This is a genomic window from Aliifodinibius sp. S!AR15-10, assembly GCF_031569985.1.
In the GTDB taxonomy this organism is placed as follows: domain Bacteria; phylum Bacteroidota; class Rhodothermia; order Balneolales; family Balneolaceae; genus JAMQKA01.
The window spans coordinates 48,549-62,743 of sequence record NZ_JAMQKA010000025.1 but is presented as its reverse complement, the minus strand read 5'-3'; the positions used below and the strand labels follow the sequence as shown (position 1 = coordinate 62,743).

Below are 14,195 nucleotides of genomic sequence, written 5' to 3'. Positions count from 1 at the left end.
AATCAGAAGTAATACTAACACTCAACGCATTAAGATTTATAAATGAGTACCTGCCCGTAAGGTAGTAAACAGAACGCTTAAATCTTATTTTCTCTGGCCCATTGTTTTACAGCATCCAAATAGTTCATAGGGAGGAGAGGCTGGTTTTGAATATCAAGGTAGTCAAGGGCTTCTTTGATAAGGTGCAACGACTGCTCGTTAGAAAGGTCAACATCCGATTCATCAGAGTAGGTTTCAAGGCCAATTGATGTGCAGGGCTGGGGTGATTTTATTGAGGCCCACTCAACCAATACCGTGCCATCGGTGTTTTCCAGCTTTCGTGTCTCCCGCTCCTTGGTCACCGAAATAATCTTGCATCCGACATCTTCCAGGATCCGGGCGGTGTCTTCACGATCCGGCGGAGTAGCAGGATAGGAGGGCAGTTCTATATCTACATCCTGTAACATCTGTCCCAGAGCGCCCCAGGCTTCAGGTTCAAGGGGAAACTCGTACAGCTCGTCTTCATCCTCGAGCCACACTTCAAAGTTGCCTTGCTGTTGCTTCAACCGTTTAAATTTGAACCCACTTTCTTCTCCTTTGCGAAACTTGGCGTTGACATCTAGTCCCGGTATCCATACGTACCGGTCTACCACGGTGTGAGTGTCATAAAATCCGGGCAGCAACAGGTATGCTTTTGCAAATCGCGGGCTAATACCACCGAATCCCCGCCATTCCCAATGTTCTCCGTATGCCATGATGTTATTGGTTTAATGTTCTTCAGTTAACTGATATATCAAATTAAAGCCGGTCCTGGAGGCTCCTTAAACCGTACAAATCCAGTGTAATTCCGGGGTCATACCTCCATGATATGCAGCGTAGCAAAACGGGCGTTTTCTTTAATTTTACAACCTACTGAAGGCACTCTAAAATTTAACGCCAGTTTACCGGTGTCGGTTTCTCCTGTAATTACATTCGTTCCTGCAATAATACCAGCTTCACTAGCATGTCGGTGAGGAGAAATGATGACCAGGATATCCTCGTTGTCAGTTATCTGTTCATTAAAAATGGCTTTGTAATGTCCTTCTTCCAGGTTCCACCAGCCATAATCATCTCCTTGGTTCCGTTTCTTGGGTTTTACAGGCATGGTAGTGGCGGATTCAAATTCACTGCCGCCAAAATCCAGTGAACCGGGCGAAGCAAAGGAGTGAATTTCAGCCACCGACAGGTCAAAACTGGATCTGTGCTGTTGTGTTCCCTCATGAATGATATTGACCAGGTGTTCATCAATTTTGCTTGATTTTGCCAGATTCATTGTCCTCTTCTTTGATTTTATTTTAGTTACCAATCATAACAGATAGGAGGGAGAAATTCATTCAAAAAAAAACGGGGAACGCCATCATAATAGACGACATTCCCCTGTAATATTATTGATATCTCTGGTTGATTACTACTCGCTAGGTAAAGCCCAGATGTCGACGCGATCAAGATCAATATATGGGACCGCTACGTGATTACGCTGCGTGTCGATGCCAATGTCAGCCGGTCGACCAGGTGTACGTATGATCGTTTCATCCCCCCACTTAATAGTGGAGTCCATCTGGCTTGATACTACCCAGTTGCCGTTGACGATCTCGACACCATCAAAATTGCCACCAGTAGAGTATGTTTTCAGCTCCTTAAGGGTGGAATCGGCCGGGAACCAGCCACGGAAGGTCTGCACACCGTTCCATGGACACAAAATCAAGTGTTGGCCATTCTCGCTGATTGTAATGCCGTTGGGAGAATAAGGCAGGGAGTCTTGTACGATCGTTGGAATGGAATTGGTAATTTTGTAGAGTCGAGGCTGAAAAGTATCAGTTACATATAACGCTCCGTCCGGTCCTTGTACCACGTCGTTCAGGAAGCCGATCTCAAAAGAGGTGAAGTCAACAAAAGTGACCTGCTCACCTGTCATCCTATTGAAGCCGTGCACACCATCGGTATCGACAGCCCACAGTGTATCACCTGTTATATACATTCCTCTCGGAACATGCATCGGAGCCTCCTCTGTGCCGGTCATAAACTGCAACTCCTGTATGGTTCCATCAGAAGCTATTTTGCTGATAAAACCGTTGGCATCCCTGTCTGAATTCGAACCGTTAAAATTGGCTACAAAATAAACATCCTGATCCGGGTCATAACGAACCGATTCGGGGCCTGAGAGCCCTGTTACACTTGCTACAACATTAGTTGTATCTTGGATGGTTGATGCCTGTCCACCCGCTTCCGACGATTCCTGTCCATCACCTCCACCGCAGGAGATCAAGATTGCCGCTATCACCACTGTGCCTACAACATTGCGTATTAAAGAGCGTCTTGTCTTTGACATGGATTCCAATAGTTTTTGTTAGTATTTGATTAACAAGCAGTTAGACCTAGAATAACCAAAAATCCGAGAACATTGAAATATCCAGTTGTTAAGAATTGTTCTCAGTAATCGCCTGTTTCAGGAGGGGAACCATATGGTTAAAGTTGATATCTTCTGATCCTCTTATTTTTATGTGACGCATGCTTTTACCAGTTCCCTCCAATAGAGATTTCGGATCGTCCAGAAGTGCTCCATCCCACAGCTGAAGGTTAATATGATTGGCATGAGATACAATTGAACAGATATTACGGTCGGTGTGATAGGTCAGCTTGCCCCATTTTAGGCTGCACTGCAGCGTAGGGAACGAGCCTGTAATCAGGGAGTGCAGTTTTTTGACGGACTCATGATGCTTTTTAGGAATCTTCTGCAAATAGGTATCAATGGCTGACATAATTGATAGTCACAGGATTTCAGTTTATGAAAGGCTGGAAATAAGGTCAGCATATTGGGGATATATCTCTGCAAGTTTTGCGGCATGGCCGGCTTCAAAATCCTGGAAGTCGAATCCCGGTGCCATGGTTGTTCCCAGCAGGGCATAGGTACCTCCATCTTTGAGCCGTGCTCCCTGCCAGGTTCCCCCTGGTACGACCGCCTGTAGCTTCATCCCATCAAAAAAATCCTGTCCCAATATGGTCAGCTCTGCAGATCCGTTCGGGTGTAGTTGTAGCAGTTCGACCGGGTCCCCAAGGTAAAAGTGATAAACCTCATCACCAGGCAGCTTATGGAGAGAAGAGTGGCTGTCAGGCGTCAATAGGTAAAATATGGCAGTGGAAAGGACCCTGGAGCTGTTATACTTGCCAGGCAAAACGTCTTGGGAAAGTATATCCTCTGACCGGTAGGTTTCCGTGTAATATCCGCCTTCTTCCGGGAGGGGTTTCAGATCAAGCGTATTTTTAAGCTGTTCTACAAGTTTTGTGTCCATGAAATATTGAGTGGTGGAGTCAATAAATTTGTAATACTCTAACGGATTGAGGGATCAAGATGTAGCTACGATAGAACTACTCAGTTATCTGAATCATGATCAGAATGACTGAAAGGCTTTTCTAACCCCTCAACGCGTTACTTTAGCAAATGGGAGGCACCTAGTCAATCATTTTTACACAAAAGCTACTTTTGCAAAGGGCTTTTTCGGAAGGGGATTGCAGCTTGGATTTAACGTTGCAGAGATAAGGTTTAAAATCCGATCCGTATCTAAACATTTTATCGAAGCATCCCATAACATTAAAAGAGGTAAAGAAATAAATTCGGGTTTAATAAAAGTTGGAATTTTTGATGACTTTTCTATTTTAGATTTTATATTCACTTGTCCTCCTAAAATTTTTAAAAGGGATTTATTCTGGGGATACAACCTCTTTTCAACTGGGATAAGTAATATAACTGGGACAATAATTTTGAATAAAACTAATAATATGAGCAAACAAGTAAACAAGCGAGTACTTTTTCTAGGAAGCTGCTTTGCATTAATTACCACGGCTTTTACCTTCGCCATTCGTGCGGGTATACTTCCACAACTGGGGGACCAGTTTGGGTTATCGGCTGAGCAGCTTGGCTTTATTAATTCTATGTGGTTCCTCGGGTTTCCGATCTCAATGGTGCTCGGTGGTATTTTCTATAATTCCATCGGTCCAAAGAGAATTATGCAGTTTGCATTCTTCGTCCATATAGTGGGTATCATCATGACGATTTATGCCGGTGGCTATGCCACACTATTGATCTCAACCCTGCTTATCGGCTTGGGTAACGGCTGTACCGAAGCTGCCTGTAATCCTATGATTGCTGACGCATATGAGGGTAATATGATCGATAAAATGTTGAACCGATTCCACATGTGGTTTCCGGGAGGAATTGTGTTAGGTAGTCTTATCTCAAAGTTCATGACAGACTTTGGCCTTGGATGGGAAGCCCAGATGTGGATTATCGTAATTCCGACGATCACCTACGCAATCCTGTTCTACGGGCAAAAGTTCCCAGAGCCTAAACTGGAAGAAATGAAATCTCTCAAGGAAAATGTCAAGGCCCTTGGAAGTCCTGTTTTCCTTTTCCTTTTCTTCTGCTTTGCCTTAACCGCTATTTCAGAGTTCGGGCCTCAGCAGTGGACAAGCATTGTTCTGTCCCAAAGTGGTGCCAGCCCAATGATTATTCTGGCGCTTGTAACAGGCTTAATGGCCGTGGGTCGCTTTTTTGCAGGACCCGTTGTCGCAACACTTGGACAACCCGGCGTTCTCTTGGGCGGTTCCATCTTTGCAACGATTGGGATTTACCTGTTTAGTGTTTCTACCGGTGTAATGGCGTATGTGGCAGCAATCATTTTTGCTATCGGCATCTGCTATTTCTGGCCGGTTATGTTGGGTACTGCTGCCAAAAGAGCACCCAAAACCGGTGCTTTGGGGCTTTCACTGCTTGGGGGCGTTGGAATGTTCTCAACCTCCATCTTTCAACCTATCATCGGTAGCTGGATTGATACTGCCCGAAACACTTATGCCGAAATGGGATTAACGGGATCTGAACTGGAACTGGCTGCCGGACAGGCCACATTGGCCAAAGTAGCTATCTTCCCGGCAATCCTGGTTGTGCTGTTTACGGTCTTCTATATCTGGCAGAAAAAGGCCGATATCAAAACAGTAGATGAAATGGCCGCACAGGAAGCAGCACCGAATGCAGCACCAGAGGCTTCATAAGAAGCTGTTATCTAAAGAAGGTTATTAAAATAGAAGGTCCTGGTTTAAACACCGGGACCTTTTTTTGTGGAGAGATGACCGGTAGCACTTTACACCCACTGTTCAAGCTGTTCGGTGTGATGCTTGTAATGATCGATTTGTACCTCTATCCATTCCCTGTAGTCTTCATTTTTAGAACGTTCCCCTGACGAAATCGATTTTGCCATTTCATAGAATAGCTTGTGAGCCTGTTGTAGCTCTGTTATCGTTTCATCCCAGCTCAGATGATTGCGATCCTCTACAGAATTTTTATTAAACTCATCAATATCGTGTTCAATCGCTTTTTCGAGGCCATCACGGAAAAGCTCAAATTGTCGGATGACCTCCTTGTCCCACCCGGTAATATGAGCAATAACTTGTTTGGGAGACCAGGAACCGCAAACTCCCGGCTTTTCTCTCTTGGATTGCTCCAGTTGCTGAGCCACTTCAATAAACTCAAATTGAAGGTTGCGGAGCTCTGTTATTAGACTTTTCCATGTAGTGGACATAGAGATAAATTTTATCTCCGCAATTAAACTTAACTCAATCAGAGCCAGTCCGGTATACACTAAGTTCAATAATTCGTTGTTAGGCTTATGATTTATCCTCAGGTCTTAGTTCACGAATGGCAATGATAATAATTGTAATCACAGTTAATGGAATAACGAAATAGAACATGATATCATTAAACAGGGGCAAGGAATCATGCCCAGTTGCATCCAGGACAAGGTAAAGAGTATATGCTACATAATATCCCAGGAATAATCCGCCTTCCCATCTGCTTATTTTTCCTCCTGAAAAAAATATTGGCAAGCAAGCAACCGCTACAGCAGTCATTATCGGGATATCGAAACCGATTATGGCTTCAGTAACATCTATACCTGCAGGAGCCACTATACTGGATATCCCAAGCACGCCCATGATATTAAATATGTTACTGCCAACTACGTTGCCTACTGCAATATCACGTTCATTTCGAATTGCTGCTACAATAGATGTCACTACTTCAGGCATTGAGGTACCGGCAGCTACAATAGTCAAGCCAATTATCACTTCACTAATACCAAAATAATTAGCGATGGTTACTGCACTATTTACAAACCATCGCGATCCAATAACTAATAATGTAAGTCCCCCAACTACCAATATGACATTCAGAGGCCAATTGCCTATTCTGGTGGAATTATTTTCAGTAATTGTGTTCTTATCAGGTTTGTCTGTATCGTTTACATTTCGAATACCCATATAAACCAACACGAGTATGTAGACGATCAAGCCGGTTACAAGAAGTAAGCCATCAATACGGCTAATGTGTTGATCCAGTGCGATGAGCAGCGTCACCAAAGACAAACCAATCATCAAAGGGACATCCAGTTTAATCAATTGCTGTGAAACATAAAGAGGTACAATAAGAGCTGACAGGCCTAAAATGAAAAGCACATTGAAGATGTTGCTCCCCACTACGTTACCCACAGCAATATCAGCTTGTCCTGAAACACCTGCTTTAATACTAACTGCCAATTCTGGCGAGCTTGTACCAAATGCTACGATTGTCAAACCGATAATCAGCGGTGATATCCCAAGACCAGATGCTATTTTTGTCGCACCCCGTACCAATGCTTCCGCTCCAATGATTAGTAGAGCCAGCCCAGAAACAAATAAAAAAACAGTCATAAAATGAGACTTGATTTTTTTTACCCTGTAAACTTTCTGTACAGCAGACGTGAAAACGAATTTAAATCAATTCCAGTTTAGTAGTTAACAGCTAGAAAACAAAACGCACAGGACAGTGCGAGGGCCCTGGTTCTTACACGCGAGATAGTACCTAAACCTGTTAACATAGCCAGCAGCCTGTGGACTTTTATAATGCCTGAAATCGCTCCTGCTTGATGTTATAACCACGCCAAATAAAGGTCATAATAAATATCTATTAGTCTATCAGAGATTTATTCATAATAATAAGGCGTGAAAAAAATTAACCCATTGAACAGAGAACCATAAATCAGTTGTCGCATGGAAAAAGAAAAAAGTGAGACTACATCTAACAGTACGAATGATATAAGTAAGTGTCCGTTTCACAACGGTGCAACTAGGCAAACGGCCGGTGGCGGCACGAAAAATCGTGACTGGTGGCCGAATAAGCTAAATCTGGATATTCTTCGCCAGCATGCTTCTCTGTCCAATCCCATGGACGAGGATTTCGACTATGCTGAAGAGTTTGAGAAATTGGATCTGGATGCCGTAAAGCAAGATCTCTATGATCTGATGACCGACTCCCAGGACTGGTGGCCGGCAGACTGGGGCCATTATGGAGGACTCTTCATCCGTATGGCGTGGCATAGTGCTGGAACCTACCGCGTTGCTGATGGTCGCGGCGGGGGAGGTACCGGCAACCAGCGTTTTGCTCCCGTTAACAGCTGGCCCGACAATGTGAGCCTCGACAAAGCCCGCCGCCTGCTTTGGCCAATCAAGCAGAAGTACGGGCGGAAACTCTCTTGGGGCGACCTGATGATCCTTGCTGGTAACTGCGCCCTGGAATCGATGGGCTTCGAGACTTTCGGATTTGGAGGTGGACGTGAAGATGTCTGGGAACCCGAGGATGATATCAACTGGGGGCCTGAGCATGAATGGCTGGGAGATGAACGCCATGACGACGAAGGGAATCTCGAGGGCCGCCTTGCTGCCGATCACATGGGACTCATATACGTAAATCCGGAAGGCCCAAATGGAGAGCCCGATCCAGAAAAGGCAGCCAGCTTCATTCGACAGTCTTTCAAGCGTATGGCGATGAATGATTATGAGACGGTTGCGCTTATCGCCGGTGGGCACACATTCGGGAAAGTCCATGGTGCGGCTCCTGAAGAGCACAACGGCCCCGATCCCGAAGCAGCCCCCATTGAACAGCAGGGCTTGGGCTGGGCAAATGAGTATGGCAGTGGTAAAGGTCCAGACACAATCACGAGTGGCCTTGAGGGGGCATGGACCAATAGCCCGATTGAGTGGGATATGGGCTTCTTCGAAAATCTGTTCAACTATGAATGGGAGCTGACCAAGAGCCCGGCCGGAAAGTATCAGTGGACTCCAAAGGACGAGGCGGCCCAGGAAACAGTACCTGACGCGCACGATCCTGATAAGAAGAACGCTCCCATGATGCTTACCACGGACCTCGCGCTAAAAGTGGATCCTGAATACGAGAAAATTTCACGTCATTTCTATGAGAACCCGGATGAATTTGCTGATGCCTTTGCACGAGCATGGTTTAAGCTCGTTCACCGGGATATGGGACCTAAAGCGCGTTATCTTGGTCCGGAAGTTCCCGAGGAAGACCTGATCTGGCAAGACCCCATTCCGGAGGTTGACCATGAATTGATTAATGATGAGGACATTGCTGAATTAAAAGGTCAGATCCTTAATTCAGACCTGAAGGTATCTGAGCTCGTATCTACTGCCTGGGCATCTGCATCAACATTCCGTGGATCCGATAAGCGAGGCGGCGCAAACGGAGCCCGGGTGCGCCTGGCACCGCAAAAAGATTGGGAAGTCAACAATCCGGATCAACTTGCGAAGGTACTAGAGACACTGGAAGATATCCAGGAAGCCTTCAACAACACCCAGTCAGGTGATAAGAAGGTTTCCCTGGCAGACCTTATCGTTCTGGGTGGATGTGCGGCCATTGAAAAAGCGGCGGAGAAAGCTGGTCATGATGTGACCGTACCATTTACACCGGGGCGAAGCGACGCCACGGAAGAACAAACGGATGTCGAATCATTCGAATGGCTGAAGCCGGATGCGGACGGATTCCGTAACTACTACGATACCAACCGCAATGCTACGGCAGAAGAACTGCTGATTGATAAATCGCAGTTGTTGACGCTAACGCCACCGGAGATGACAGTGTTGCTCGGGGGCATGCGTGTGCTCGACACCAACTACGATGAGTCCGATCATGGGGTCTTCACTGATCGACCGGGAGCATTAACCAATGACTTCTTTGTCAACATGCTCGATATGAGCACAACCTGGAAGGCCACTACCGATGAACAGAATGTGTTCGTTGGCAGTGATCGTGAGACAGGCGAAGTTAAGTGGACCGGTACTCGTGCAGACCTGATCTTCGGTTCGAACTCCGAACTGCGTGCCCTTGCTGAAGTCTATGCATCTGAGGATGCTGAGGAAAAGTTCGTGAAGGACTTTGTGGCAGCATGGGACAAGGTGATGAACCTGGATCGGTTCGACCTCGACTAATGCGATAGCAGCCACGATCTAAAGACCTGGTTCTTAACCAGAACCTGTAATAACAGAAGTGATTATAACATCACGAATCGGAAAAGGCAGCCTTGCGACGGGCTGCCTTTTTTATATGAGATCAATGAGATAGCTCAATAACAGAAATGAGTTGGCTTTACTAGAAAATTAGGTGTCATAAATGGTCTATAATTTTAATAGGGGCAGAACCATACTTCTGCAGTAATATTTAAATGACAATAAAAGAAAGGGAAAATTAACTTTTAAAAGTTATTAAGTCTGTGCCGGATTCTTGAACTCTGCCAATTATTTTGTACCCTATGATTTGCTGGAATTATCGACACAATAAATATGCTGTAAGGATGAGCGTACAAGAGCGCATTCTGGGCATTATTTCCAATCGCTCGTCACTAATTAGCATAGTAATAACCACTTTACATTATGGCTTCGGGGCAAACGCTGTTGACGTTGGCAGCAATCGTGCTATTCATGATCACTGCGCTCAATGTGAACAGAAATTACGTACAGGCTGTAGAGCAAAACCTGGATCAGCAAAAATATATCAATGCCATTAACTACGGGGAGTCGCTAGCCGATGAGTTTTATTCACAGGCCTCAAACTATGAAAATGCAGAGGATGTGTATGGCGACTATGACGACGTTACCGATCCCAACCGCCGCCTGGAGAAGGTCACTACGATGGGAGATACGCTTTATGCAACCATTCATATTACTGAGCAGGAACTGAAACACAACGTGGTTGGCAAAAAGGGGACAATCACCGTGTATGGACGAAATGGATCGGAATATCGGCAGCGGGCCCAGTACGAAGCCGCAATCAGTAATATAGATTAAGAGGGTATGAACGTTACGATAGATATTGTCCTTCCGCCCGTCATTGTGGCGATGCTTATGGGGATTATTATTACCACAAATTCCCTGATTGTTGACTCAACCGTAGAAAACAGGCTCACATATGAGCTGCAGTATTTTGCTAACACTTCTGCTAATATTGTGCAGCATGAAATGCGAGGCCTGACAGATGTGATACAGGCCAGTGGGCCGCACCTCCGATATTCCAAGTTCAACCAGGATACGGTTCATATATACCAAGAGGGAAGGGACATGAAAGTGGCCACAGAGTATGCTGACGGCTCTCCAAATGACACCACGAGCTATCCGGCCAAGCTATCCAACTTAGAGTTCACGCTGGAGCCTTCCGAAATCATGCTGCAGGTGCGAGTGGTTACCGAAAGCCGTCCCAACCAAGAGGTCGGCAACAACAGTGAGCGATACCAGGGAATGGCAGAGAAATCGATCTACCTCAGGAATAAACATATGTCACAACTCTAAGTACACACTGATCTGCTATGGGTAGATACGCTGTAATTCTTGTAATGACGATGACCTTTGCCCTGATAGCCTATAGTTCGGGTCTGCAAAGCAACCTCAATACGGCCCAGCAGCAGTTGGTGGAGTCCTATAATGGCAGCCAGGCTAAAAATATCGCTCAGAGCACGGCCTTGGTCGCCATACAGAAAATAAGAGATTCCAACGATCAGACATTCCAGCCACCGGCCGGTCAAACTTTTACCCATCCCTCCCTGAACAGTTATGCTTCCTGGGATGAGATGAAGGGAGAATACAGGGTAGCCGTCCACAACCAGGGAGATACGCTGCTAATTGTCAACGCCGTTGCCCGGGTAGGCCAGCAAACCTACCAGGTTGAAGTGGAGATGAATACCAGCGGATCTGAATGGAATCCCGACCTGCCATTCGCCGTATTTTCGGGTTCGGGTATGGATCTGACGGGCAGTTCTCGTATAGCGGGGCATGCTGGAACCAATGCAACAACGGCTAATGCGGTGGATCTCTCATGGTCTACAAGCATAGACAGTAACCTTGCCATCGGTCCGGGCGGGGATCCGTCTACGGTAGTAAACCAGGCTAATTTCCAAAATGGAAACGTGGGAAAGAGTGTTACCAACCTTCCCACGCCAGCGAATTATGAACTTCCAAAATTTCCCAACTTTCCACCCAAGAATTCCATTGCCAGCTCAATGCATGTTTCCGCCTGGCCCGCAACGCCTCCTATGCTGCCATCAAGTTATGAAGGCCAGTATATCCCGGAGCTAAAGATTACCGGTAATGCCACCCTGACAATCCAAACCAGTGACCAGGACCGCATCCTGCATGTCGGGGACATGGATATACAGCAGGGCCATATTAAAGTTGAGGGGGACGGGAAGCTGGAGATTTTTGTTGAGGATAAGTTGAATTTCAACGGGAGCAGCACGTTGAATGCCGATCGTAACCAAAACAAGGCGTTCGTATATCACAGGGGGACGGAAGAACTCGATTTTGCCGGGGCAACCAATTTTAATTCGGGCATCTACACCAGGGAGGCTGACCTTGAAATTACAGGGTCGGGTGGCATCCAGGGTAACATTATTACCGGCGGAGACAATGTTACCATCTCGGGGGATGCTGAAACCATTTCCCGCGCCTTTTACGCTCCCAATGCCAACATTGAACTCACTGGGTCGGCTAAAGTAAGAGGAGCGATGGTGGCCGAGAATTTCTCGGCATCAGGGGCTGCCCAGGTGATCTATGAGCGAGAGTTCGACTCCGAACTGCCGGACCTGCAGAGCCAGCAGTCGCAATACAAAATAAGCTACTGGAAATAGTAACCTGTTGAAGTGTTTAGGTGTTGAACTGTTGAGTTGTTGAGGCGTTGAGCTGTTGAGTTGTTGAGGCGTTGAGCTGTTGATTGGATTATTAGCCATATCTTCTTCTAAATTCATAATTCATAACTCCCCTCCGCTAATGTAAATTTCGCTGGAAAGAGAACGGAGCCGAAGAGTTAAGAAACCATTTTGGGCAGGTCGAAAGTCAGAAGGTTTAAGGTTGAAAGTTGTTGAGTTATTGAGATGTTGAATTGTTGAACAAAAAGACCGAATGTCCTAAAGTCCAAGGTTGAAAGGTCAAAAGGCCCCACCCGGCCTTGGAAAAGCTGACCGCCAGGAAGGAAACGGAATGGAGCGTTAAGAAAAAATCTGCGATTTTTTTAGCGGAACGGAGTGCCCTTCAGGTCAAGTTTACCTGAGCCGGTGATTCATATGTTAATGGTGTATTGAGGAAGGTTAAATAATTTAGGTTGTTATAAACACGAACACCTCATGCAGCTGCATGAGGTGTTCGCCCAGAGGATTCTGTAGGAGAGCAGCCGGTGATTAAGCCCTTCCTGTCGAAGAGGCTGTCAAAAAGCTTCAAGCTCCCTCTCCTCGGGCTTTTATACTCAACCAGTACAAAGAGCCGACCTGCAGTCGAGCTCGTATTTTTCCGTGAGTCAAGCAAAAAGCCGTTTCCTCAACATATAGCCTAGCCAATGCGAATAACAAGTGACTATTATCCTATGGATACCATTAATTTTGATCAGATTCAACAGCAGTCCGTCGGAATTGACGTGTCTTCTGAAACCCTGGAGGTTCGATTAGGGACGCGGAGGACCGACCATCAGTTGGCCTACACGCCCTGCAGAAGCTTCCCGAACACCCAGCAGGGATTTGCCAATCTGCTGGAGTGGCTGCAATCCCACACCGAATTGTCCGAGCTATGGTTCATCATGGAAGCCACCGGGGTCTATTACGAAGAGTTCGCCTATTTCTTGCACCAAAAGGGCTTCCGCGTTTGTGTGTTGGTTGCTCGGCGGGCCAAGAATTACGCCAAAAGCTTGCCGATCAAATCCAAAACGGATGCCATCGATGCCCGCCTGCTGGCCCGCTATGGGCTGGAGCGACAGCCCCGCCGGTGGCAGCCCCCCAGCCAGCTACTACGCCAGATCAAAGCGCTGCTGCGGGAGCGAGGGCAACTAAAAAAACAGCGCACGCAGCTGAAAAACCAACGGCATGCCGCCCAGCGGGCCTGGAACCATCCGGAAAGCAGCCTCCGGCGACTGACCGACCATATCCGGCAAATTGAGGACTATATTTCCCAGATCAACCGGCAGTTGGAGGCCCTGTGGTCCTCCCAGGAGCAGCTGGCAGAGCCGATCCGGCGCATAGGAAAAATCACCGGGTTGGGGCGAGGAACTGTGCTGCAGGTGATCGCCGAGACCAACGGATTTGCCCTGACCACCAACCGTAATCAGCTGGCCAGTTATGCCGGGTTGGACGTCGTTTTTGAGCAATCCGGCACTCGGCAGGCAGCTACTAAGATCTCCAAGCAGGGCAATGTGCATATCCGGCGGGCCTTGTATATGCCCGCCCTGGCGGCCAGCCGGCACAACCGGGCCCTGCGGGCGTTCTATCAGCGACTGGTCGAGCGACATCCCAATCATAAAAAGATTGCTCTGGTCGCCGTCATGCGCAAACTCCTGCTGTTAATCTACAGCTTGTGGAAATCTGGGCAGTCCTATGACGAGGAGTTCCATTACCAGCAAATTACTCAAGCTGCTTAAATTGTTTAGGTAAAACCCAATCGTAGGGCTTGACTTTAGACACAGTACCTTTTTGGGTTACTTTTTTTATCACTAAAAAAAGTAACACCCCTAACAGTAATAAGAGCAAAAAAAGAACAACCAGGGCACCAACAATCCAACACTCCCTAACAACCCGATCCACCCAAAACAGCCAATATAAATTATTCTGTAAGGATGTACTTTGTACAGACCATTACATAGTTAACGGCCGCATGTCAGTTAAACGGCATGCGGCCTTTTTTTGAACAAACGGGCTACCCTTACTGCTCAAAGGTTTTGTCATTACTGCTCAAGACTCTTAACATTACTGCTCAAGGTTCTTGACCTTACTGCTCAAGATTCTTGAGAGGCTTATGAGCTTGTGAGAGGGTATTACTTACCTAAGTTG

Annotated in this window: 14 protein-coding genes; 6 read left to right on the top strand and 8 right to left on the bottom strand. The window is 46.6% G+C overall.

Annotation, left to right across the window (positions count from 1 at the left end):
- Positions 1-77: 77 nt before the first annotated feature.
- From NC796_RS15860 to NC796_RS15835, 6 genes are all read right to left on the bottom strand, one after another.
- Positions 78-734, bottom strand: coding sequence for a hypothetical protein (locus NC796_RS15860; RefSeq protein ID WP_310685780.1), 657 nt, complete (start codon positions 732-734; stop codon positions 78-80).
- Between the two features lie 98 nt (positions 735-832).
- A complete protein-coding gene (locus tag NC796_RS15855) occupies positions 833-1,291 on the bottom strand; it encodes a hypothetical protein (RefSeq protein WP_310685778.1) in 459 nt (152 codons plus the stop codon).
- A 135-nt stretch (positions 1,292-1,426) separates the two neighbouring features.
- On the bottom strand, positions 1,427-2,347 hold the full coding sequence (locus NC796_RS15850) for a hypothetical protein (RefSeq protein ID WP_310685776.1): 921 nt from the start codon (positions 2,345-2,347) through the stop codon (positions 1,427-1,429).
- Positions 2,348-2,435: 88 nt separating this feature from the next.
- Positions 2,436-2,777 carry a DUF1801 domain-containing protein gene (locus tag NC796_RS15845; protein ID WP_310685775.1) on the bottom strand — a complete coding sequence of 114 codons (342 nt, stop codon included), beginning with the start codon at positions 2,775-2,777 and terminating at the stop codon, positions 2,436-2,438.
- Positions 2,778-2,801: 24 nt separating this feature from the next.
- A complete protein-coding gene (locus tag NC796_RS15840) occupies positions 2,802-3,308 on the bottom strand; it encodes a cupin domain-containing protein (RefSeq protein WP_310685774.1) in 507 nt (168 codons plus the stop codon).
- A gap of 174 nt (positions 3,309-3,482) precedes the next feature.
- Entirely contained in the window at positions 3,483-3,803 is a 321-nt protein-coding gene (locus NC796_RS15835; protein ID WP_310685773.1) for a hypothetical protein, read from the bottom strand.
- Between NC796_RS15835 and NC796_RS15830 the strand changes: the two genes are divergently transcribed.
- A complete protein-coding gene (locus NC796_RS15830) occupies positions 3,796-5,064 on the top strand; it encodes an MFS transporter (RefSeq protein ID WP_310685772.1) in 1,269 nt (422 codons plus the stop codon). The two genes, NC796_RS15835 and NC796_RS15830, sit on opposite strands and share 8 nt — an antisense overlap.
- Positions 5,065-5,153: 89 nt before the next feature.
- Here the strand turns inward: NC796_RS15830 and NC796_RS15825 are convergent, their stop codons facing one another.
- Both NC796_RS15825 and NC796_RS15820 read right to left on the bottom strand, forming a co-directional pair.
- A complete protein-coding gene (locus NC796_RS15825) occupies positions 5,154-5,591 on the bottom strand; it encodes a DinB family protein (protein ID WP_310685769.1) in 438 nt (145 codons plus the stop codon).
- Positions 5,592-5,676: 85 nt separating this feature from the next.
- Positions 5,677-6,756, bottom strand: coding sequence for a calcium/sodium antiporter (locus NC796_RS15820; RefSeq protein WP_310685768.1), 1,080 nt, complete (start codon positions 6,754-6,756; stop codon positions 5,677-5,679).
- 339 nt (positions 6,757-7,095) lie between these two features.
- Between NC796_RS15820 and katG the strand changes: the two genes are divergently transcribed.
- From katG to NC796_RS15795, 5 genes are all read left to right on the top strand, one after another.
- Complete coding sequence (gene katG, locus NC796_RS15815; RefSeq protein WP_310685767.1) at positions 7,096-9,327, top strand: catalase/peroxidase HPI; 2,232 nt, start codon at positions 7,096-7,098, stop codon at positions 9,325-9,327.
- A 441-nt stretch (positions 9,328-9,768) separates the two neighbouring features.
- Positions 9,769-10,182 (top strand): hypothetical protein, encoded by a 414-nt coding sequence (locus NC796_RS15810; RefSeq protein ID WP_310685766.1) that lies wholly within the window; start codon positions 9,769-9,771, stop codon positions 10,180-10,182.
- A 6-nt stretch (positions 10,183-10,188) separates the two neighbouring features.
- Positions 10,189-10,680, top strand: coding sequence for a hypothetical protein (locus NC796_RS15805; protein WP_310685764.1), 492 nt, complete (start codon positions 10,189-10,191; stop codon positions 10,678-10,680).
- A gap of 17 nt (positions 10,681-10,697) precedes the next feature.
- Positions 10,698-12,014 carry a hypothetical protein gene (locus NC796_RS15800; protein ID WP_310685762.1) on the top strand — a complete coding sequence of 439 codons (1,317 nt, stop codon included), beginning with the start codon at positions 10,698-10,700 and terminating at the stop codon, positions 12,012-12,014.
- 701 nt (positions 12,015-12,715) lie between these two features.
- Positions 12,716-13,786, top strand: coding sequence for an IS110 family transposase (locus tag NC796_RS15795; protein WP_310685761.1), 1,071 nt, complete (start codon positions 12,716-12,718; stop codon positions 13,784-13,786).
- Positions 13,787-14,195: the final 409 nt, after the last annotated feature.

Coding starts and splice junctions, on each gene's coding strand:
- NC796_RS15805 (WP_310685764.1), top strand. CDS start 10,189: ATGAACGTTACGATAGATATTGTCCTTCCGCCCGTCATTGTGGCGATG.
- NC796_RS15845 (WP_310685775.1), bottom strand. CDS start 2,777: ATGTCAGCCATTGATACCTATTTGCAGAAGATTCCTAAAAAGCATCAT.
- NC796_RS15830 (WP_310685772.1), top strand. CDS start 3,796: ATGAGCAAACAAGTAAACAAGCGAGTACTTTTTCTAGGAAGCTGCTTT.
- NC796_RS15800 (WP_310685762.1), top strand. CDS start 10,698: ATGGGTAGATACGCTGTAATTCTTGTAATGACGATGACCTTTGCCCTG.
- NC796_RS15855 (WP_310685778.1), bottom strand. CDS start 1,291: ATGAATCTGGCAAAATCAAGCAAAATTGATGAACACCTGGTCAATATC.
- NC796_RS15810 (WP_310685766.1), top strand. CDS start 9,769: ATGGCTTCGGGGCAAACGCTGTTGACGTTGGCAGCAATCGTGCTATTC.
- NC796_RS15825 (WP_310685769.1), bottom strand. CDS start 5,591: ATGTCCACTACATGGAAAAGTCTAATAACAGAGCTCCGCAACCTTCAA.
- NC796_RS15820 (WP_310685768.1), bottom strand. CDS start 6,756: ATGACTGTTTTTTTATTTGTTTCTGGGCTGGCTCTACTAATCATTGGA.
- NC796_RS15840 (WP_310685774.1), bottom strand. CDS start 3,308: ATGGACACAAAACTTGTAGAACAGCTTAAAAATACGCTTGATCTGAAA.
- NC796_RS15795 (WP_310685761.1), top strand. CDS start 12,716: ATGCGAATAACAAGTGACTATTATCCTATGGATACCATTAATTTTGAT.
- NC796_RS15860 (WP_310685780.1), bottom strand. CDS start 734: ATGGCATACGGAGAACATTGGGAATGGCGGGGATTCGGTGGTATTAGC.
- katG (WP_310685767.1), top strand. CDS start 7,096: ATGGAAAAAGAAAAAAGTGAGACTACATCTAACAGTACGAATGATATA.
- NC796_RS15850 (WP_310685776.1), bottom strand. CDS start 2,347: ATGTCAAAGACAAGACGCTCTTTAATACGCAATGTTGTAGGCACAGTG.